Below are 20516 nucleotides of genomic sequence, written 5' to 3'. Positions count from 1 at the left end.
CAAATGCGGCATTTGCCGTCTAGCGTTGTCCCCGCGCCATGAAGGCCAGACGCTCAAACAGATGCACATCCTGCTCGTTCTTCAGCAGCGCGCCGTGCAGTTTCGGCAGGGCGGATGCGCCGTCACGTTTGAGATCCTCGGCACTCAGATCCTCGGCCAGCAGCAGTTTGAGCCAGTCCAGCACTTCCGAGGTCGAGGGTTTTTTCTTGAGCCCCGAGGTTTCGCGAATCTCGTAGAACTGGGTCAGCGCGGTGGTCAGAAGTGATTCCTTGATGCCGGGGTGGTGCACCTCGACGATCTTGCGCATCGTCGCCTCATCGGGAAAGCGGATGTAGTGGAAGAAACAGCGGCGCAGGAAGGCGTCGGGCAGTTCCTTTTCATTGTTCGAGGTGATGATGACGATCGGGCGGTGTTTGGCCTGGATGGTCGCGCCGGTCTCGTAGACATGGAACTCCATCTTGTCGAGTTCCTGCAGCAGGTCGTTGGGAAACTCGATATCGGCCTTGTCGATCTCATCGATCAGCAGCACGATCTTTTCATCCGCCTCAAAGGCCTGCCACAGCTTGCCTTTCTTGATGTAGTTGCTGACCTGATGCACCCGCTCGTCGCCAAGCTGACTGTCGCGTAACCGGCTGACGGCATCGTATTCATAAAGGCCCTGCTGGGCGCGAGTGGTGGATTTGATGTTCCACTCGATCATCCGTAGCCCCAGGGCGCCTGCAACCTGTTTGGCGAGTTCCGTCTTGCCGGTGCCCGGCTCACCCTTGACCAGCAGCGGGCGCTCCAGCGTCACGGCGGCATTCACCGCGATGGTCAGGTCATCGGTCGCCACATATTCAGCGGTGCCTTCGAAACGTGCGGTCATGGGGCCTCTCTGAGATCTTAAACTGCGCAGGCAGAGTAACGTTTAATGCGAGTTAAAGGGGCCCGTCTTTTTTGACAAGAGAGGCCGCAGCGTCGCGATGCCGGGGATTTTCCTGTTCTTGCAAACCCTTCCACTTGATTCGCTGCCGATCTGCGGCCGGAAGCGGCGGCGGCTGCCATAAAATGGCCTGGGGAATTCCATAGAAAAACGAGGTTTTGGCAGCACTTGTCTCATATCAAGACATGGCGCGGAATTTGGCCGACAGGTATGGAGTTTGTGTAGTGACATTCTCGGCCCCGTCGGATAAATGCAGCGCAAAAGGGGGTGCCGAATGTCAGGCCAAACAACTGCGACCGACGTTTCAGGCCATTCTGAGGGAGCAAATATGAAGCAGGAAGTTTTTCTGCCGGAAGATTATCGCCCGGCTGAAGATGAACCTTTCATGAATGACCGCCAGCTTGAGTATTTTCGCCGCAAGCTGCTGAACTGGAAAAACGAACTTCTGGCGGGAAGCCGCGATACCATCGAAGGGCTTCAGGACAATACCCGCAACATTCCCGACGTCGCCGACCGCGCCAGCGAGGAAACCGACCGTGCGCTGGAACTGCGCACCCGGGATCGCCAGCGCAAACTGGTGGCCAAGATCGACTCGGCCCTGCGCCGGATCGACGAGGGTGAATACGGGTATTGCGAGGTGACCGGTGATCCGATTTCGCTGCGTCGTCTGGATGCGCGTCCGATTGCCACCATGACGCTGGAGGCTCAGGAACGTCACGAGCGCCGCGAAAAGGTGCACCGCGACGATTGACCGCGAAGCGTCAACTGAAATCTCAAACGCCGGGGCCTGTTGCTCCGGCGTTTTTGCGTTAAACCGGTGGCGTTATGACAGACGGACGAAATATCTGCGTGATCGGCGCAGGGATCGGGGGGTTGGCCGCGGCCGTTGCGCTGCGCCAGACCGGAGCCGAGGTGACGGTGCTGGAGCAAGCCGGCGAGATCACCGAAATGGGGGCGGGCCTGCAAATCAGCGCCAACGGTATGGCCGTGTTGCGCGGCCTGAATGTGGTCGGCGACACGCCCGAGGCGGGCCTGCGTTCGCACGGCACCGTGCTGCGTGACTACCGCGCGGGGCGGCTGGTCAGCGAGGTGCCGGGCCCTGCGGCCGGATCGACCTACTATTATCACCGCGCTGACCTGATCGAGTTGCTGCATGCCGCCGCCATCCGCTCCGGGGTCGAGATTCGTCTGGGTCAGCAGGTGGCGACTGCCCGGAGGGCGGGAAATCGTGCTGAGGTCGAAATGGCGGGCGGAGAAGTGATCACTGCCGATTGCGCCATTGCTGCCGATGGGGGCCGCAGCACGATCCGGACGGAACTGAACGGCATCGAAACCCCGAAATTCACCCATCAGGTTGCCTGGCGCGCAACCATTCCCTGGACCTATCGTGACGACACTCCACGCGCGGTTCTGACCATGGGGCCGGGGCGGCACGTGGTGACCTATCCTCTCCGCGACCAGACGCTGATGAACATCGTGGCGGTTGAGGAACGCTCAGACTGGCGTGAAGAGGGATGGCGGCGTCAGGGCGATCCAAACGAGCTGCGTTCCCGGTTTGCCGATTTCGGCGGTCCGGTCTGGGAGATGCTCGCGCAGGTGCGCGAAACCCATCTCTGGGCCCTATTTCTGCGCCCGGTTGCACCGTCATGGCAGAATGGCGCAGTGGCCCTGTTGGGTGACGCCGCACACCCGACGCTGCCCTTCATGGCGCAGGGGGCATGCCTCGCGCTGGAGGATGCCTGGGTGCTGGCCCGGTCGCTGGAAGGGCACGTGGATCTCGCCTCGGCGCTGTCATCCTATGAGTTGGCGCGCAAGGACCGCGCCCGCCACGTGGTCGCCGCCGCCGCCGCAAACGCCCGAAATTTCCACTTTCGCAGCCCGGTGCGCGAGGTCGCTCAACTGGCGCTTCGGGTTCTGGGCCCGCGGCTGGGCCGCCGCTATGAGTGGATTTACAGCCACGACGTGACCGCCGGATAGAGGCGGTTCAGAGGTCGAGTTCGATCCAAACCGGCACGTGATCCGAAGGTTTCTCGTGCCCGCGTATCTCGGCATCGATCCGGCAGTCCCGCATCAGATCGGCAGCCTGCGGGGTCAGCAGGAAATGGTCGATGCGAATGCCGTCATTCTTGTTCCAAGCCCCGGCCTGATAGTCCCAGAAAGAATAGTGGCCAGCGCCTTGGGTGCGGGCACGAAACGCCTCGGTGTAGCCCAGATTCAGGATGCGGCGGAACGCGGCACGGCTTTCGGGTCGGAACAGAGCATCCTCGCGCCAGGCCTCTGGGCGTTTGGCGTCCTCGACCTGCGGGATGATGTTGTAATCGCCGGCCATCAGCACTGGTTCCTCGGATGCGATCAACTCTGCCGCCCGCGCGTGCAGCCGTTCCATCCATTTAAGCTTGTAGTCATACTTGCCGCCCGGCACGGGTTTGCCGTTCTCCAACTCGACCGGATTGCCGTTGGGCAGATAGAGCCCGCAAATCCGCAGCGCCCGTTTTCCTAAAACCGTGGCCTCGATCCACCTCGCCTGTTCGTCACTGTCATCGCCGGGCAATCCACGCGTCACGTCCTCCAGCGGAAGCTTCGACAGGATCGCAACACCGTTGAAACCCTTCTGTCCGTGGGTTTCCACGTTGTACCCGCGCTCTTCGAACAGCGCGCGCGGAAACGCCTCGTCCACCGACTTGATTTCCTGCAACTGAACCACGTCGGGTTGCGCGTCATCCAGCCAGCGGGGCAGGGCTTCGGCCCGCGCCTTGATGCCGTTGATGTTGAACGTGGCGATTTTCATGCGCGGCCCCCGGGATCTGTTCCTGACGATCTATCGCCCAGATGCGGATGTGGGGCAAGATGCGGGTCTTGGGTATTTTTCGAGGCTCTGCCTCGCGCTCCGGGATATTTGTGAACAGAAGAAGCAAGGCGCCGCGCTCTGCCCTTCTTCTGTTTGAAAATATCCCGGGGGAGTCGCGACCCGCGCGACGGGGGCAGCGCCCCCTGTCACCTGCGGCCAATTGCGCCTACATCGAGAACGAGGTGCCGCAGCCGCACGACGAGGTGGCGTTCGGATTGTCGATCACGAAACGCGCGCCGATCAGTTCCTCGGTGAAGTCGATGGTGGCATTTTCCAAAAACGGCAATGAGATCGCGTCCACCACCACTTTCTGTCCGGCGCCTTCCAGCACCAGATCGTCGTCCTTGGGGGCATCCAGCGCGATCTCGTACTGAAAGCCGGAACAACCGCCGCCTTCCACCGCCACACGCAGGGCTTGACCCTGATCCGCCGCACCGATCTCGGCGAGGCGCTCAAAGGCACGGTCGGTCACTCTGGGGGGCAGGTTCATGCCGGACTCCGATGGTTTTATTCTTAGGCATCCTACCATATAGAAAAGGCAAGGACAGGCGACAAGGATAAGGCAATTGGAGCGAGCGGGTTTTGCCTCGGATCCGAACCGCGCCAGGGGGCGGCTGGTGCCGGAGGAGGAGAGCAGTTTCCGGTCATGCTTTCAGCGTGACCGCGACCGGATCATTCACGCCAGCGCGTTCCGGCGTCTCAAGCACAAGACGCAAGTGTTCGTCGAGCATGAGGGCGACAACTACCGCACGCGTCTGACCCATTCCATCGAGGTCGCGCAGGTGGCGCGGACCATCGCCGGGGCGCTGGGGCTGAACCCGGAGCTGACCGAGGCGGTGGCGCTGGCCCATGATCTGGGCCACACGCCTTTTGGCCACACCGGAGAGGATGCGCTGCACGCGTTGATGGCACCCTATGGCGGCTTCGATCACAACGCGCAGGCGATCCGCATCGTCACCAGTCTGGAACGGCACTATGCACAGTTCGACGGGTTGAACCTCACTTGGGAAACCCTTGAAGCGATTGCGAAACACAACGGCCCAGTGGTTGGAGAGTTGCCTTGGGCGCTGGCCGCGTGCAACACCTGCTTCGATCTGGAACTGCACACACATGCCAGTGCCGAGGCGCAGGTCGCGGCGTTGTCGGACGATATCGCCTACAACAACCACGACCTGCATGACGGGCTGCGCGCCGGGCTGTTCACCGACGAGGAAATCGCCCAACTACCTATCGTCGGTGACTGTTATGAGCAGGTGGATAGCACCTATCCTGGCCTCGATTCCTATCGCCGTCGACATGAGGCGCTGCGGCGGGTCTTCGGCGTCATGGTGGCCGATGTGATCGACACCTCGCGCGGGTTGCTGGCCCAATCCGGCGCGCAATCGGTCGAAGAGGTGCGGGCGCTAGGGCACCCGGTCGTTCAGTTCTCGCCCGACCTCTGGACCCGGCTGAAGGAAATCCGCGCCTTCCTCTTCACCCGCATGTATCGTGCCCCTTCGGTGATGGAGGTGCGGGCACAGGTGGCGCAGGTTCTGGATGAGCTGTTTCCGATCTACCTGAACGATCCAAAGCAGATGCCCAGACACTGGCATCCCGATATCGAGGCCGCGCCGGATGAAACGGCGCTGGCGCGGATCGTCTCGGACTATATCGCCGGGATGACGGATCGCTTTGCCCTCCAGGATCACGCCCGTCTGACCGGCGCGGACCTTCAGTGGGTCTGATTACTCGATTCCGATAAAGGCCAGCGCCCAGACCTGCTGCCCGGCTTGCCTCTGGCGGGTCTCTTCGTCCTCGTTGGGTGGAAACACGATCATCGCGGGGCCATATCGGCCGATTCCCATTGGCACACCATCCGCATGGGTGGCGAGGATGGGCTGATGTTCCGAGATATCCGCCCACGGAATTTCCGCCTGATAGCCATCCATCGCCATCGGCTTTGCGGTCTTGCCGGCCGCTCCCGCCATCTCCATCACCGCAGACAGAAGCGGGCCTGAGAAAGCGATGTCGCGCTGGTTGCCCTCGGGGCCGTGTGGAATGGTGATTGAGACCTGCTCCAGCCGGTTCAGCATCGCCGCGTCGAACCCGGCGGCGGCGTCGTAGCTGACCTCAAGAAAGCCGTAAAGCCCGCCATCTTCCGCACCGCGCGCGGGCAGGTTGGACTCCGACACCGCGCCGCCGAGGGTGACCAGAACGTGACCTTCGGGCCGCGCCATTTCAGCGTAAGACGGTAGCGGGGCCAGCAGGGCCAGGCACAGGGGCAGGACAAATCGCATCGGTAATCTCCGGTTTGATGGTTTGTCCCGAACAGTAACCGGGTCGTCCCGCGATCCAACCCCAAACCGACAGGTTCCATTGACCTTATCGCCTTGCGTGATAAACCGCCCGGCAAGCAAAAGGACACCGAAATGAACCTGTTTTCCGAGATCCGCGACCTTGTACTGGACGCGCTGGCGCAGATGCAGTCCGAAGGCGCTCTGCCCGAGGGGCTGAGCTTTGACAATGTGGCGGTCGAGCCGCCGCGCGATGCTGCCCATGGAGACATGGCGACCAACGCGGCGATGGTGCTGGCGAAACCGGCCAAGATGAAGCCGCGCGACATTGCCGAGGTGCTGGCCGAGGTGCTGGCCGCTGATGCGCGGATCACCAGCGCCGAGGTTGCAGGGCCCGGATTTCTGAACCTGCGGCTTGCCAATTCAGCCTGGCAAGACGTGCTGGCCGCGGTGCTGGAAAACGGCACCGATTATGGCCGTTCGGCCATGGGGCAGGGGCGCAAGGTCAATGTGGAATATGTTTCGGCCAACCCCACCGGTCCGCTGCATGTGGGCCACACACGCGGCGCGGTCTTTGGCGATGCGCTGGCCAGCCTGCTAGCCTATTCCGGCCATGACGTGACCCGCGAATATTACATCAACGACGGTGGCGCGCAGGTCGATGTTCTGGCGCGGTCCGCCTACGAACGCTATCGCGAGGCCAACGGGCTGAGCCCCGAGATTGCCGAGGGTCTCTATCCCGGCGATTATCTGGTTCCGATCGGCGAGGCGCTGAAGGAAGAGTATGGGGACAGCCTGATCGACAAGCCTGAAAGCGAGTGGCTGGAGGAACTGCGTGAGTTTGTCACCAATGCGATGATGGATCTGATCCGCGCCGACCTTAAGGCTCTGGGCGTCGAGATGGATGTGTTCTTCTCGGAGAAATCGCTCTATGGCACCGGCCGGATCGAAGCCGCGCTGCAGTCGCTGACCGGTAAGGGTCTGATCTACGAGGGTGTGCTGGAACCGCCCAAGGGCAAGAAGCCCGAGGATTGGGAGCCGCGCGAGCAGACGCTGTTCAAATCGACTGAACACGGCGATGACGTGGACCGGCCGGTTAAGAAATCGGATGGCAGCTGGACCTATTTCGCTCCCGATATTGCCTATCACTACGACAAGGTGACCCGTGGCTTTGACGAGCTGATCGACGTGTTCGGTGCCGACCATGGCGGCTATGTCAAACGCATGAAGGCGGCTGTTTCAGCGCTGTCGGATGGTCAGGTGCCGCTGGATATCAAACTGACGCAGCTGGTGAAGCTGTGGAAGAATGGCGAGCCGTTCAAGATGTCCAAGCGTGCAGGGAACTTCGTCACTCTGCGCGATGTGGTGGATCAGGTGGGCCCTGATGTGACTCGGTTCGTCATGCTGACCCGCAAGAACGACGCGCCCTTGGATTTCGATTTCGACAAGGTTCTGGAGCAAAGCCGCGAGAACCCCGTGTTCTACGTGCAATACGCCCATGCCCGGGTCATGAGCGTGCAGCGCCGCGCCGCCGAGGCCGGGATTGCTGCCGACGACGCCACCCTTGCCGCAGCCGATCTGGGCAAGATCGACCACGAGTCTGAGCTGGTTGTTGCCAAGAAACTGGCCGAATGGCCACGTCTGGTCGAGATCGCCGCGCGCACCCATGAACCGCACCGCGTTGCCTTCTATCTCTATGAATTGGCTGGGGATTTTCACGCGCTGTGGAACAAGGGCAACGATGTGACCTCGCTGCGGTTCCTGCAGGATGGCGATGCGGCCACAAGTCAATCGAAAATGGCCCTGGCGCGTGCCGTTTCTGTTGTGATTTCAGCGGGCTTGGGTATTCTTGGGGTCACGCCGGCGCAGGAGATGCGGTAATCAATACCGCCCGAAACCGCCGGTCCGAGGCAGAGACAAGAAAACCCGGGCACCGCTAGAGGCGGTGAATCAGGGCAGTGAGGCGGAAATGGCGAGTTACGATTACTCGGGGCAAACGGGCCCCGGTCACGTTCAGTACACCGATCAGATGCTCCAACCCGGAGTGTATGAACCGCAGGATGACCTGCATTACGACCCCGATCCGGCGCCGGAGGGGGCGGGCGGGTTTGCCCGCGCGGTCAGCTTTCTGGGCGCGGTCGGCTCGCTGGCGCTGGTCGTCGGGATCGGCGTCTGGGGCTACAAGCTGGTGATCCGTGATGTGAGCGGTGTGCCTGTTGTGCGCGCCGTCGAAGGGCCGATGCGGATACAGCCCGAGAATCCCGGTGGGACCCCTGCCGATCACCAGGGGCTGGCCGTCAACACGGTGGCTGCGCAAGGCACCGCCGCGCCGCCGCCCGACCGCCTGATCCTGGCGCCGCGCCCGGTGTCGCTATCCGACGAGGACGCGCCGATGGGCGAATTGCAGCCTACGCAGGCGGTGCTGAAGGTCGAGGAAGAGGTCTCGGGTCAGGCTACAGCGCCGCGCTCTGCCCCTGCGGATGCCCAACTTTCGGAACCGGTGGACGCGCTCTCGCCGGACGCGCAGGAGGAGCAACTAGCAAGCCTTGCTGAGCCCGAAGAGGAACCCGCGATTGATCCCGCCGATCTGGTCGCGGAACAGCCGCAAGTGGCGCTGCTTGATGCGCCGGGCGTGACCAAATCGCTGCGCCCGGTCTCACGCCCCGCCCGCGCCACACCCAGCGGAGCCAAGCCAGCAGGCAGTGCCGACGTGCAAGCCGCCGTCGATGCGGCCCTACAGGCGGCGGTCGGCCTTGATGTGGAGCCCGACACGCTGCCCGTTGGCACCCGTCTTGCCCAACTTGGCGCGTTTGAAAGCCCCGAAGTGGCGCGCGCCGAATGGGATCGTCTCTATGGCCGGTTCGGCGATTATCTCGACGGCAAACAGCGGGTGATCCAGAAGGCCGCCAGCGGCGGGCGGACATTCTATCGCCTGCGCGCGCTCGGTTTCGACGATCTGAGCGATTCGCGCCGCTTCTGTGCGGCACTTGTGGCCGAAGGCGCCGACTGCATCCCGGTGACGGTGCGGTGAGGTTCGGAGCAACCATCCTTGACGCCGAAGGGCTGCGGCTGAATGCCGAGGAAAAATCACTGTTTCGGGATGTGAACCCGTTCGGCTTCATCCTCTTTGCCCGCAATATCGACAGCGCCGATCAGGTCCGCGCCCTCTGTGCCGATTTCCGTGAGGCGGTGGGGCGGGATTGCCCCGTCACTATCGATCAGGAGGGCGGGCGTGTGCAACGTCTGCGCGCGCCGCTTGCCCGCGAATGGCTGCCGCCGCTCGATCACGTAGGGCAGGCCGGGGCAGAGGCCGAACGCGCCATGTACCTGCGATACCGCCTGATCGCGCATGAGCTGCACGCGCTGGGGATCGACAGCAATTGCGCGCCAATGGTGGATCTGGTCCGCGCCGATACTCATGCATTTTTACGCAACCGTTGCTATGGAGGTGACGCCGAAACCGTGGCCCGCCTAGGCCGGGCGGTGGCGCAGGGCCATCTGGACGGCGGCGTGCTTCCAGTGGTCAAACACATGCCCGGCCATGGCCGCGCCACCATGGACAGCCATTTCGACCTTCCGCACGTGGATCTGGGCACCGACGCTTTGGACGGCACCGATTTCGCGCCATTCCGGGCGCTGAACGACCTGCCTTTAGGCATGACCGCACATCTGGTCTATGAGAGGGTCGATACGGACCCGGCCACGATCTCAGGCCCGATGATGCGGCTGATCCGCGAGCGGATCGGCTTTGACGGGCTGATCATGACCGACGATATCTCGATGAAGGCGCTGTCCGGTTCCCTGAGCGACCTCTCGCATCGCGCCATCGCGGCAGGCTGTGACGTGGTCCTGCACTGCAACGGCACACTGGCCGAGCGCAACCAGGTGGCCGAGGCCGCCGGAGAGATGACCGAGGCAGCGCAGAACCGCGCAGAGCGGGCGCTGGCGCAACGGCAAAGCGCGCAGGAACTTGACATCGACGCTGCCGAGGCGGAACTATCCCGCCTCATGAGCGGACGGGTGTATGACGGATAACCTTTTCACCGAAGATCCCATCTCGGTCGCCGACCGCCTTGCGGCGGAGGCGCTGATTGTCGATGTGGACGGGTTCGAAGGCCCGCTCGACGTGCTGCTGACGCTGTCGCGCACACAAAAGGTCGATCTGCGCAAGATCTCGGTGCTGGCGCTGGCGCAGCAATATCTGGCCTTTGTCGAACGGGCCCGCGCACTGCGCATCGAGCTGGCCGCCGACTACCTGGTGATGGCCGCCTGGCTGGCCTTTCTCAAATCGCGCCTGCTGCTGCCGCCGGACCCCGAGGAGGAGGGGCCGACAGGCGAGGAACTGGCCGCGCATCTGGCGTTCCAGCTCGAACGCCTGCAGGCGATGCGCGATGTTGCGGCACGGCTGATGGCGCGGGATCAGTTGGGGCGCGATTTCTTCAAGCGGGGGCAGGGTGAGGATGTGACCCGCATCCGTACCGTCACCTATTCCGCCACGCTGCTGGACCTGATGCAGGGTTACGCGCGCATCCGCACCAAGGATGAATTCCGTCCTTTCGTGATGGACCGGGACGCGATCTTTACGATGGAGCAGGCGCTGGACCGGATGCGTCCGCTGATCGGTTTTGCCGGGAGCTGGACCGATATGGAAAGCTACATGCCCGAGGGGTGGGAGACCGATCCGATGCGGCGGCGTTCTGCCACCGCGTCGACCTTCGCCGCCTCTCTGGAACTGGTGAAAGAGGGGCATATGGAGATCAAGCAGCTGGACACGTTCGCTCCGATCCATCTGCGCAAGAGGACAGACAAACGTGACTGAGCCGAACGAAGACCAAGCCACCGACAGCCTGTTTGACGCGCCCCCGCTGGCCGAGCAGGAGCGGATGGTCGAAGCGGTGCTGTTCGCCAGCGCCGAGCCGGTGACGGTTGCCGATCTTGAGGCGCGGATGCCGCACGGTTCCAACGCCGCGCAGGCGCTGGACCTGCTGCGCAAGCGCTACGAGGGGCGCGGGGTGGCGGTGGTCAAAGTGGGCGAGGCCTGGGCCATCCGCACCGCACCCGATCTGGGCTTTCTGATGCAGAAAGAGACGGTCGAGACCCGCAAGCTGAGCCGCGCCGCGATCGAAACGCTGGCCATCGTTGCTTATCACCAACCCTGCACCCGCGCCGAGATCGAGGAAATCCGCGGGGTCTCAGTCTCGCGCGGCACCATCGACCAATTGCTGGAGATGGAGTGGATTCGGTTGGGCCGTCGCCGCATGACTCCGGGCCGCCCGGTCACCTTTGTGGTCACCCCACAGTTTCTGGATCATTTCGGGCTGGAAAACGCCCGCGACCTGCCGGGGCTGAAGGAGCTGCGCGCGGCTGGTCTGTTGGAGAATCGCCCACCTCCGGGCACCATCCCGCTGGGTGAAGGGCGCGAGGAGGATGAAGATGACGATGATCAGACGGAACTCTTCGAGGAAGAGTGATCATTCGGCCCTTCTCTCGACTCATTTTCCGGCTATATGAGCCGGGACAAATACGGAGAGCAGAATGAACGCGAACCGGATCATCGACATGATCGTGCGGAGAGTGATCCGCCAGCTTGTAAACAGGGGCGTGGACAAGGGGTTCGACGCCGCGTCCCGTATCGGGCGCAAACCGGGTGCGGAGACGGACGGAAATGCACCGCAAAACGGCGCCAATCATAATGCCACGGCACAGCGCCAGAAGCAGACCATGCGGCAGGCACAACGTTTGACGCGACAGGCGCGCAGGCTCACGAAATTATGACTTTTCAGGTTGTTACGCCGGGGTCTTGAAGTGCTTCGACAGCTTCAACCCCTGTCCTTGATAGTTCGAGGCGATGCCTGCGCCATAGAGCTGTGTGGGCATCTCGGCCATGCGCTCGTAGACCAGCCGTCCGACCACCTGACCATGCTCAAGGACAAACGGGGCCTCGTGGCAACGGACCTCCAGCACGCCGCGTGACCCGGCGCCACCCGCCGCGGCGTGGCCGAATCCCGGGTCGAAAAATCCCGCGTAATGCACCCGGAACTCTCCGACCATGGCCAGATAGGGCGCCATTTCGGCAGCGAATAGCGGCGGGATGTGGACGGCCTCGCGGCTGACGAGGATGTAAAAGGCGCCGGGATCGAGGATGATGCGCCCGTCGCTTGTGCGCACCTCTTCCCAATACTCCGCCGGATCGTAAAAGCCGATTCGATCCAGGTCGATCACGCCGGTATGTGGCTTGGCACGATAGCCGACCAGATCGGTCTCGGGCAGGCGCAGATCGACCGAAAACCCCAGCCCGTCCTGAATGACCGCCGGACCGTCGACAAGCGGTGTCTCGGCGTGAATGGCGTTCAGATCCGCATCCGACAGGATCGCCTGACCCTGCCGGAACCGGATCTGGTTCAGGCGCATCCCGGGCCTGACCAGCACCGAAAACGAGCGCGGGCAAATCTCGGCATAGAGCGGACCGGAATAGCCCGCGGGCACCCGGTCGAACTCGGTCCCGCCATCGGTGACGGTGCGCGTCAGCAGGTCCAGCCGCCCGGTCGAGCTTTTGGCATTGGCCACCGCGTTCATGTCGACAGGCAGGGCGAGCGATTCCATGAGCGGCACCAGATAGACACAGCCTTTTTCCAGCACCGCGCCCTGGCTGATGTCGATCCGATGCATCTCGAACTCGGCCAGCCGGTCGGCAACCGAGTTACCCTCACCAGCCAGGAACGAGGCGCGCACGCGGTAAGCCACTGTTCCCAGACGTAAATCCAGGCTGGCGGGTTGAACCTGTGCAGGCAATACCGGAACTTCGGCGGCAATCTCGCCGCGCTCGATCATCGTTTCGATTTGCTGATTGGGACACACGCCGGTCATCTCGATCCCTCTTGGTGCCAGAGGATCTGGCCTGTGTTTCTGGAACGTCGGTGTGATTTGGTCGGGCTAGCAGGACTCGAACCTGCGACCTTCCGTCCCCCAGACGGACGCGCTACCAGGCTGCGCCATAGCCCGACGTTGGGCTGTTCATAACGGTTTTCCCGGCAGGGGCAAGAGGAAATCATTGCCTTTTTTCTTATCCCGCCGCCTGGGTTTGGACCCGCTCGAGCCATGCCCGCAGGTCCCGCGCAATAGGCGCGATCTGCCGCAGCAGAGCCGGATCGAACCGATCCGTGGTCCAGACATGGGTGAGGGGGCCGGGCGCGACAGGCGCGGCCTCCGAGCCGGGCGATTCAGTATCGGAAACTGCCTCGGTGGCCGCCACCGGCTCGGGCATCCCGCTCTCATCCGGATGATCCGCCGCTTTCTGCTCGGCCAGAAACTCCGGCAGTTCCGAGGCGGTCGGCATTTTGACATCCTCGGCAGGCTCGCCAAGATCCATGTCGATCTGAGTGGACGTGTCGCTGGCCGGGCGTTGGCCTGAGAGCTTGACCACAGTGCCACTTTCGGCCGCCTCGGGCGTGGCCGTCTCGTTCAATCCTTGCGACAGGGCGGCCACATTGGCCACGCCCTGTTCGCGCAGCATCTTTTGCACGCCCTTGATGGTGATGCCGTCATCGTGCAGCAGCTTCTTGATGCCGCCGAGCAGTTGCATGTCGCTGGGCCGGTAATAACGCCGTCCACCCGCGCGTTTGACCGGCTTGACCTGCGAGAACCGGCTTTCCCAAAAGCGCAAGACATGAGCCTGAACCCCCAGCCATTCCGCAACTTCGCTGATCGTGCGAAAGGCCTCGGGTGATTTGCTCATGTCCTCGTAGTCCTGATTTTATTTTTTATTACTTGCGGTTACCTGCCGCGACCCGATCCTTCATCAGATGCGATGGGCGGAATGTCAGCACCCGGCGCGGTTGGATCGGAACCTCTTCACCGGTTTTGGGATTGCGGCCGATCCGGGCGGATTTATCGCGCACACTGAACGTGCCGAAGGACGAGATCTTTACCTGCTCACCCCGCACCAGCGCGTCCGACATGTGGTTGAGCATGCTCTCGACAAGTTGCGCGCTTTCATTGCGGGACAGACCCACTTCGCGAAAGACAGCTTCGCTCAGGTCCATGCGTGTCAGTGTTTTGTCGCCCATGCCATTCCCCCTTGTTATTGCCAAAGCATAGGGGGAGGTGAAATTCACTGTCAATATCAATGAATTGCAAGCGGGCGTGTCAGCGCGAATGCGCCACTTACCAGCGCAGAACCACCGCGCCCCAGGCCAAGCCGCCGCCGATTGCCTCGGTCACGATCAGATCGCCCGGCTTGATCTGGCCCCGCTCCTTGCCGACCGAAAGGGCCAGCGGAATCGAAGCGGCCGAGGTGTTGCCGTGGTCCTGAACTGTCACCACCACGTTCTCCATCGGCAGGCCCATCTTCTTGGCGGTGCCCTGAATGATGCGGATATTGGCCTGATGCGGGACGATCCAATCGACATCGCCGCTGTTCAGCCCGGCCTTGTCCAGTGCGGTTTCGGCGGTTTTGGCCAGCTTGTCGACCGCATGGCGGAACACCTGGTTGCCCTGCATGCGCAGATGGCCGGTGCTCTGGGTCGAGACGCCGCCATCGACATAGAGCAGGTCCTTGTACCGCCCGTCCGAGTTCAGATCGGTGGAGAGGATACCGCGATCATCCGCGGTTCCATTGCCGTTCTGGGCCTCAAGAACCAACGCCCCGGCGCCGTCTCCGAACAGCACGCAGGTCGAGCGATCGGTCCAGTCCATGATTCGCGAAAAGGTCTCGGCCCCGATGACCAGCACGCGTTTGGCCTGACCCGACAGGATCAGCGCATTGGCGTTGCTCAGCGCATAGACGAACCCGGCACAAACGGCCTGCACGTCAAAGGCAAACCCCTTGGTCATGCCCAGCCGCGCCTGAACCATCGTGGCGGCGGAGGGAAAGGTCAGATCGGCGGTCGATGTGGCAAGAACGATAGCATCCAGATCCTCGCCGGTCAGACCGGCATCTTCCAACGCGGCTTCGGCTGCGCGCGTGGCCAGATCGGATGTGGTTTCATCCTTGGCGGCGAAATGGCGACGCTCGATGCCGGACCGGGTGCGAATCCACTCGTCCGATGTGTCCAGTGTCGCCTCGAATTCCGCGTTCGGGACAATGCGCTCCGGCAGGTAATGTCCGACACCGGTTACAACTGCGCGGCTTGCCATTTGGGTACTGCCTTTTGTTATTGTTCTGCCTGCGATGCGGCGTGGCCGTCATCTTGGGCAAGCTCGACGGTGGATGCAACCCGCGCCGCCAGTTTTTCGGCAAAACCGGATTTGGCGAGCGTAAAGGCCAGTTTCACCGCGGCTGAGACGCCGGTCGGGTCCGCCCCGCCGTGGGATTTGACCACGGTGCCGTTGAGGCCAAGAAATATCCCGCCATTGACCTGACGCGGGTCGATGCGCTTGCGCAGCCGTTGCAGCGAGGTGATTGCCAGCACCGATGCAATACGCGACAGCAGTGAGTACTTGAACGCGGCACGCAGCAGATCGCCAATCAGGCTGGCGGTGCCTTCACCGGTCTTGATCGCAACGTTGCCGGTGAAGCCGTCGGTGATGATCACATCGGCCTTGTTGCCCGGGATATCGCTGCCCTCTACAAAACCCACGAACTCGAAATTTGCCTTTTCGGCAAACTCGGTGATCAGGCCATGAGCCTCTTTCAGTTCGGCGCGACCCTTGTGCTCTTCGGTGCCGACATTCAGCAATCCGACGCGCGGGCGGCTCAGTTCCATCCCGTTGCGGGCATAGGACGCGCCCATCAGCGCGAACTGCAGCAGGTCCTTGGCGTCGGCGCGCACATCGGCGCCCACGTCCAGCATGATGTTGAAGCCTTGCGGGTTGCGCGAGGGCCACAGGATCGCGATGGCAGGGCGATTGACGCCGGGCAGCTTGCGCAGACGCATCATCGAAAGTGCCATCAGCGCGCCGGTGTTGCCACAGGACACCGCGCCATGCGCCTCGCCCTCGCGCACCGAATCCAGCGCCGACCACATCGAGGTCTGCTTGCCGCTGCGGACCACCTGGCTGGGCTTGTCCTCCATGGTGACCACGTCGGGCGAATCGCGAAAGGCGACGCGCCCATCCAGAACGCGCCGCCTTGCGACCAGTTTTCGAAGCACATCTTCGCGGCCATGCAGGATGAACCCGATCTCAGGGTTCTTCTTGGCCGATTTTGAAATGCCTGCCACAACGACCGAAGGACCCGCGTCCCCGCCCATGGCGTCAACCGAGATGATGATCCGTCCGGCTGATGTACCGGTCTGATCGGGTTGAGCCGTCATGCCGTAGCCTGCATTGATCGAAGCTTAGGCCGCGTCTTCGTCCAGATCGATTTCGTCGGCCTGTGCGACGACTTCGCGATCGTCGTAATGGCCGCAGGACGCGCAGACGTGATGCGGACGCTTCAGTTCGCCACAGTTCGGGCATTCGTTCGGGTTGGCAGCAACCAGAGCGTCGTGCGCGCGGCGGTTGTTGCGGCGCGACTTGGAAACTTTGTTCTGTTGGACAGCCATTGTCTCAACCTTTGTCTGACTGGGGCCTGCGGCGCATGATGCCGTCCGGGCCGGGTTACATTCTTCGTTTTCTCGTGGCGTGACGCGCGTTTAGGGCACGGCCCTTACGATGTCCAACCCAAAATCCGATGAGCGCGCGAAAATACTGCGATTCTCACTATGTTCAAGCGGTTTTTCTGACCGCTTGCTATGCCATGTCCCGGGCTTTCTGTCACTCGTCTTTTTTTAGCCCATCGCGCAGTCCGGCAAGCCCGGCAAAGGGCTTGGCATCGTCATCGGTCATCGCCTGTTTGCCCGGTTCGGTAAAGACCGCATCACCCAGGCCTACACCTTCTTTGCGCGGGTAAAGCGGCAGAGCCAGCGCCAGTACCTCTTCCATCACCGCCCACGGGTCGATTTCTGCCCCGAGGGCCTCGGTTTCGTCATCCTCGGGCATCTCGGTCTCGGCCTCATCCGGCTCCTGCCAGTCGGCTAGGTAGACGCGGCGCTCGGTCGTGTCGATCCGGGTCGTGACGGGATCGAGCGTGACCACACAAGGTTGCAGGACTGTGGCACCCAACTGTCCGCTGAGCACCCAGTCGCGTTTTCCGCGCGCCCGAATATCCCCGAAAAACCGGACCTTACGTAAGCCCACCAGATGCAACTGCTCACGCAGATGCTCAAGCGCGCCGGCGTCGGGGCGCAGATCGAACGGGGTCGGGGCGTTCTGGGGCAGGTCGGCCACCCTCAGGGCGGTGCGGTCAGTCATCCGGCATCTTTCGTGTGTTGAACCATGGCTTCGGTTTCGGTAATCGGATAAAAGCCGTATGGCGCCAAGGCAAGAGGGCAGTGATGTTCAAGTTTATAGAGTTGCTGAAACCGGTTGTCCGGATCACGGTTTTTACTGTCGGAGTTGGCGCGGTGACGGCCTGCACCGCGATCTACCGCAACCACGGTTACGTGCCGTCTGAGGCCGAACTGGCCGAGGTCAAGGTTGGGGTCGACACCCGCGACAGCGTGATCGAGGCGGTTGGCGCCCCGAGTTCCTCGGGTGTGCTCGAAGAATCCGGCTACTACTATGTTGCCTCGCGGATTCGCCATTATGGCCCGAAGAGGCCCCAGGTGGTGTCGCGCGAACTGGTTGCGATCAGTTTCGACCAGCGCGGTGTCGTTCGCAATATCGAGCGTTTCGGTCTGGAAGATGGCATCGTCGTTCCGCTTGAACGGCGGGTGACCAGTTCCAGCGTCGAGGACAAAACCTTCCTGCGTCAGTTGCTCGGCAATATCGGAAACTTCAACCCGGCCGGCTTCGGGAACAGCCCACAATAAGCGTGCCTTGCCTGTCATGGGTCGGACATGGATCTCGTGATATGGGCGTTTTTGAAATCATACCTATATTGGACTGCGGAGGATCAGCCCTTGGCAGACATGGTTCTGTTGAACAAAGGCCGTTATCGCGCCCGGTTGGCGCAGTCTGACCGCGACATTGCGGATGCGCAGGCGCTGCGCACGATGGCGTTTCGGACTGAGCGGATCGATAGTGATCGCTTTGACGGGATATGCGCCCATGTTCTCGTGGAGGACATGCGGGCGGGCGGGCAGTTGGTTTGCTGTTTTCGAATGCTGACAATGGCAGGCGGTGCCGAGATCGGACGCAGCTATTCGGCTCAGTTCTACGACCTCTCCGCGTTGAAGCGTTTTGAGGGCAAGCTCGTGGAAATGGGCCGTTTCTGCGTGCATCCCGACTGGTCTGACCCGGATATCCTGCGCGTGGCCTGGGGGGCGATGACGGCCTATGTGGATCGGAACGGGGTCGAGATGCTGTTTGGCTGTTCCTCGTTCGCCGGAACCGAGACGGTGGAGTATCTGGACGCGTTTGCCATGCTCAGGCAGCGCCATCTGGCGCCCAAACGCTGGCTGCCCCGGGTCAAGGCGCCGGATGTGTTCCGGTTCGCGTCCCGGCTGCGGCGCAAGCCCGATGTGAAGCAGGCCATGCTGCGGATGCCGCCCCTGCTGCGCACCTATCTGATGATGGGCGGCTGGGTCAGCGACCATGCGGTGGTGGATCGGCAGATGAACACGCTGCATGTCTTTACCGGGCTGGAAATCGGCGCGATTCCCCCGGCGCGGAAGCGTTTTCTGCGGGCGGTGGCCGGGTGATTTGAGTATTTTTGAAAAGATGAAGCAGGGGCGTTGACGCGTTCTGACCAGCGGTTTAGCTGGCGGGCATGGCGAGAATTCCTTTGTTGCAGATGTCCGGCATTTCGCTGACCTTCGGGGGCGATCCGGTGTTTTCGGGGTTGGACCTGGTGGTGCAGCCGGGCGACCGTGTGGCGCTGGTGGGGCGCAACGGGTCCGGCAAGTCAACACTCATGAAAGTGATGGCCAGCCTGGTTGAGCCGGATGTGGGCGACATCGTAATACCACCTGGGAAATCCGTGGGTTACATGGAGCAGGACCCAGGCATGGTCGGGTTTGCCACGCTCGGCGATTATGCCGCGAGCGACTTGGAGCCGGGCGAGTTGTACAAGGTAGAGCGGGCCGGTGAGGGGCTGAAATTCGATCCCTCGCGCCCGGTCGAAACCGCCTCGGGCGGGGAACGGCGGCGCGCGGCGCTGGCCAAGCTGATGGCCGAGGCGCCCGACTTGATGCTCTTGGACGAACCGACAAACCATCTGGACATCGAAGCGATCGGCTGGATGGAGCGGGAGCTCAAGGCCACCCGTGCGGGGTTTGTGTTGATCTCTCACGACCGGGCGTTCTTGCGTGAGTTGACGCGGGCAACCCTCTGGATTGACAGGGGAATGGTGCGGCGACAGGAGAAGGGGTTCGAAGATTTCGAGGCCTGGCGCGACAAGGTTTGGGAGGAAGAGGATACCGCGCGGCACAAGCTGAACCGGTTGATCAAATCCGAGGCGCGTTGGGCGGTCGAAGGCATTAGTGCCCGGCGCAAGCGCAATCAGGGCCGGGTACGCGCCTTGCAGGCGTTGCGCGCCGAGCGGGCGGCGCAGATCAAGCGGCAGGGCGCGGCGGCTATGTCGTTGGAAGCAGGGCCGAAATCGGGCCGCAAGGTGATTGAGGCCGCAGGGTTGGCCAAGAGTTACGACGGCAGGCAGATCGTGCGGAGTTTCGATCTGCAGGTGCAACGCGGCGACCGGTTGGCCTTTGTCGGGCCTAACGGGGTGGGCAAGACGACGCTGCTGAAGATGCTGCTGGGTGAGGTGGCGCCGGATGAGGGCGTTGTCCAGCTGGGCACCAACCTCGAGGTGGCCGTGTTCGATCAGGCGCGGGCGCAGCTCGACCCCGAGATGAGCCTGTGGGACAGTCTGACCGGCGACCCCGAGATGCGGGTCTCGGGCAAGGCGGATCAGGTGATGGTGCGTGGCCAGCCGAAGCATGTGGTGGGTTATCTCAAGGAGTTCCTGTTTGACGATCAGCAGGCAAGAGCTGCTGTTAAGTCCTTGTCCGGTGGGGAAAAAGCGAGGCTGTTGTTGGCCAAGTTGATGGCGCGCAGCTCGAACCTGCTGGTGCTGGACGAGCCGACAAACGATCTGGACGTGGAGACGCTGGACCTGTTGCAGGAGTTGCTGGACGACTATGACGGCACCGTGCTGCTGGTCAGCCACGACCGGGATTTTCTGGACCGGGTGGCAACCACGACCGTGGCGATGGAGGGCAACGGGCGTGCCACGGTCTATGCGGGCGGCTGGACCGACTATATCTCGCAGCGCGGGGAGGTCTCCGGAAAATCTGTTGAAAAACCAAAGGCATCCAAGCCGAAGGTGAAACAGGAGGCCCGGCCGAAACCGGGCCTGTCGTTCTCGGAAAAGCACCGGTTGGAGGAACTGCCTGCAGAGATCGAGCGGTTGGAGGCCGAGATCGCCAAGCTTGAGGAGCTGTTTGCCGACCCCGAGCTCTACACCCGCGAGCCGGTCAAGTTTCAGAAGGCGACCGGGGCGCTGGTTCAGCGGCAGGGAAAGCTTGCAGCCGCCCCGGAGGAGGGGCTGGTG

23 protein-coding genes and 1 tRNA gene are annotated in these 20516 nt (G+C 62.4%); 12 read left to right on the top strand and 12 right to left on the bottom strand.

Translation table 11 applies throughout. From position 1 onward, the window contains the following. Positions 1 to 19: 19 nt before the first annotated feature. Complete coding sequence (locus tag AB3N21_RS14030) at positions 20 to 865, bottom strand: AAA family ATPase (RefSeq protein ID WP_367935796.1); 846 nt, start codon at positions 863 to 865, stop codon at positions 20 to 22. Between the two features lie 385 nt (positions 866 to 1250). Between AB3N21_RS14030 and dksA the strand changes: the two genes are divergently transcribed. Beyond that, complete coding sequence (gene dksA, locus AB3N21_RS14025; RefSeq protein WP_171174186.1) at positions 1251 to 1673, top strand: RNA polymerase-binding protein DksA; 423 nt, start codon at positions 1251 to 1253, stop codon at positions 1671 to 1673. Positions 1674 to 1747: 74 nt separating this feature from the next. Continuing rightward, the gene (locus AB3N21_RS14020) at positions 1748 to 2899 is read left to right on the top strand and encodes an FAD-dependent monooxygenase (protein WP_367935795.1); all 1152 of its coding nucleotides are present in this window, start codon (positions 1748 to 1750) and stop codon (positions 2897 to 2899) included. Between the two features lie 7 nt (positions 2900 to 2906). On the opposite strand, the gene xth is transcribed toward AB3N21_RS14020, so the two are convergent. Beyond that, a complete protein-coding gene (xth, locus tag AB3N21_RS14015; RefSeq protein WP_367935794.1) occupies positions 2907 to 3710 on the bottom strand; it encodes an exodeoxyribonuclease III in 804 nt (267 codons plus the stop codon). A 226-nt stretch (positions 3711 to 3936) separates the two neighbouring features. Continuing rightward, positions 3937 to 4260: a HesB/IscA family protein gene (locus tag AB3N21_RS14010; protein WP_367935793.1), complete on the bottom strand. Its 324-nt coding sequence runs from the start codon at positions 4258 to 4260 to the stop codon at positions 3937 to 3939. Positions 4261 to 4336: 76 nt separating this feature from the next. On the opposite strand from AB3N21_RS14010, the gene AB3N21_RS14005 reads away from it, so the two are divergent. Then, positions 4337 to 5494 carry a deoxyguanosinetriphosphate triphosphohydrolase gene (locus tag AB3N21_RS14005; protein WP_367935792.1) on the top strand — a complete coding sequence of 386 codons (1158 nt, stop codon included), beginning with the start codon at positions 4337 to 4339 and terminating at the stop codon, positions 5492 to 5494. On the opposite strand, the gene AB3N21_RS14000 is transcribed toward AB3N21_RS14005, so the two are convergent. Continuing rightward, positions 5495 to 6046 (bottom strand): hypothetical protein, encoded by a 552-nt coding sequence (locus AB3N21_RS14000; RefSeq protein ID WP_367935791.1) that lies wholly within the window; start codon positions 6044 to 6046, stop codon positions 5495 to 5497. A 132-nt stretch (positions 6047 to 6178) separates the two neighbouring features. On the opposite strand from AB3N21_RS14000, the gene argS reads away from it, so the two are divergent. From argS to AB3N21_RS13970, 6 genes are all read left to right on the top strand, one after another. Continuing rightward, entirely contained in the window at positions 6179 to 7924 is a 1746-nt protein-coding gene (argS, locus tag AB3N21_RS13995) for an arginine--tRNA ligase (RefSeq protein WP_367935790.1), read from the top strand. An 88-nt stretch (positions 7925 to 8012) separates the two neighbouring features. Next, the gene (locus tag AB3N21_RS13990; protein WP_367935789.1) at positions 8013 to 9074 is read left to right on the top strand and encodes an SPOR domain-containing protein; all 1062 of its coding nucleotides are present in this window, start codon (positions 8013 to 8015) and stop codon (positions 9072 to 9074) included. Further along, positions 9071 to 10078: a beta-N-acetylhexosaminidase gene (gene nagZ / locus AB3N21_RS13985; RefSeq protein ID WP_367935788.1), complete on the top strand. Its 1008-nt coding sequence runs from the start codon at positions 9071 to 9073 to the stop codon at positions 10076 to 10078. Before AB3N21_RS13990 ends, nagZ begins: the two co-directional genes overlap by 4 nt. Beyond that, positions 10068 to 10862 carry a ScpA family protein gene (locus AB3N21_RS13980; RefSeq protein WP_171174178.1) on the top strand — a complete coding sequence of 265 codons (795 nt, stop codon included), beginning with the start codon at positions 10068 to 10070 and terminating at the stop codon, positions 10860 to 10862. The genes nagZ and AB3N21_RS13980 overlap by 11 nt, the downstream gene beginning before the upstream one ends. Next, a complete protein-coding gene (gene scpB / locus AB3N21_RS13975) occupies positions 10855 to 11514 on the top strand; it encodes an SMC-Scp complex subunit ScpB (RefSeq protein WP_367935787.1) in 660 nt (219 codons plus the stop codon). The genes AB3N21_RS13980 and scpB overlap by 8 nt, the downstream gene beginning before the upstream one ends. A gap of 64 nt (positions 11515 to 11578) precedes the next feature. Further along, positions 11579 to 11818, top strand: coding sequence for a hypothetical protein (locus tag AB3N21_RS13970; RefSeq protein WP_367935786.1), 240 nt, complete (start codon positions 11579 to 11581; stop codon positions 11816 to 11818). A gap of 12 nt (positions 11819 to 11830) precedes the next feature. On the opposite strand, the gene AB3N21_RS13965 is transcribed toward AB3N21_RS13970, so the two are convergent. The 8 genes from AB3N21_RS13965 to AB3N21_RS13930 all read right to left on the bottom strand — a co-directional run bounded on the left by AB3N21_RS13965 (position 11831) and on the right by AB3N21_RS13930 (position 17275). Continuing rightward, positions 11831 to 12910, bottom strand: coding sequence for a 2'-deoxycytidine 5'-triphosphate deaminase (locus tag AB3N21_RS13965; RefSeq protein ID WP_367935785.1), 1080 nt, complete (start codon positions 12908 to 12910; stop codon positions 11831 to 11833). A gap of 58 nt (positions 12911 to 12968) precedes the next feature. Then, positions 12969 to 13045, bottom strand: a tRNA-Pro gene (locus AB3N21_RS13960). 61 nt (positions 13046 to 13106) lie between these two features. Beyond that, a complete protein-coding gene (locus tag AB3N21_RS13955) occupies positions 13107 to 13778 on the bottom strand; it encodes a MerR family transcriptional regulator (protein ID WP_367935784.1) in 672 nt (223 codons plus the stop codon). Between the two features lie 28 nt (positions 13779 to 13806). After that, the gene (gene ihfA, locus AB3N21_RS13950) at positions 13807 to 14109 is read right to left on the bottom strand and encodes an integration host factor subunit alpha (RefSeq protein ID WP_171174167.1); all 303 of its coding nucleotides are present in this window, start codon (positions 14107 to 14109) and stop codon (positions 13807 to 13809) included. 97 nt (positions 14110 to 14206) lie between these two features. Continuing rightward, complete coding sequence (locus AB3N21_RS13945) at positions 14207 to 15178, bottom strand: beta-ketoacyl-ACP synthase III (RefSeq protein WP_367935783.1); 972 nt, start codon at positions 15176 to 15178, stop codon at positions 14207 to 14209. Positions 15179 to 15195: 17 nt separating this feature from the next. Then, a complete protein-coding gene (gene plsX, locus AB3N21_RS13940; RefSeq protein WP_367935782.1) occupies positions 15196 to 16296 on the bottom strand; it encodes a phosphate acyltransferase PlsX in 1101 nt (366 codons plus the stop codon). A 24-nt stretch (positions 16297 to 16320) separates the two neighbouring features. Next, a complete protein-coding gene (gene rpmF / locus AB3N21_RS13935) occupies positions 16321 to 16527 on the bottom strand; it encodes a 50S ribosomal protein L32 (protein ID WP_008756996.1) in 207 nt (68 codons plus the stop codon). Positions 16528 to 16738: 211 nt separating this feature from the next. After that, on the bottom strand, positions 16739 to 17275 hold the full coding sequence (locus AB3N21_RS13930) for a DUF177 domain-containing protein (protein WP_367935781.1): 537 nt from the start codon (positions 17273 to 17275) through the stop codon (positions 16739 to 16741). Between the two features lie 83 nt (positions 17276 to 17358). Here AB3N21_RS13930 and AB3N21_RS13925 point away from each other — a divergent pair, with 83 nt between their 5' ends. The 3 genes from AB3N21_RS13925 to AB3N21_RS13915 form a co-directional block, all read left to right on the top strand. Beyond that, positions 17359 to 17835, top strand: a complete 477-nt coding sequence (locus AB3N21_RS13925; RefSeq protein ID WP_171174159.1) for an outer membrane protein assembly factor BamE — start codon at positions 17359 to 17361, stop codon at positions 17833 to 17835. A gap of 99 nt (positions 17836 to 17934) precedes the next feature. Next, positions 17935 to 18666 (top strand): GNAT family N-acetyltransferase, encoded by a 732-nt coding sequence (locus AB3N21_RS13920; RefSeq protein WP_367935780.1) that lies wholly within the window; start codon positions 17935 to 17937, stop codon positions 18664 to 18666. Positions 18667 to 18734: 68 nt separating this feature from the next. Continuing rightward, positions 18735 to 20516 (top strand): ABC-F family ATP-binding cassette domain-containing protein (locus AB3N21_RS13915; RefSeq protein ID WP_367935779.1); only part of this gene is annotated, 1782 nt, incomplete at its 3' end.

The sequence above is a fragment of the Ruegeria sp. genome (genome assembly GCF_040830605.1).
In the GTDB taxonomy this organism is placed as follows: Bacteria; Pseudomonadota; Alphaproteobacteria; order Rhodobacterales; family Rhodobacteraceae; genus Ruegeria.
This window is presented reverse-complemented; position numbering and strand designations above follow the sequence as displayed.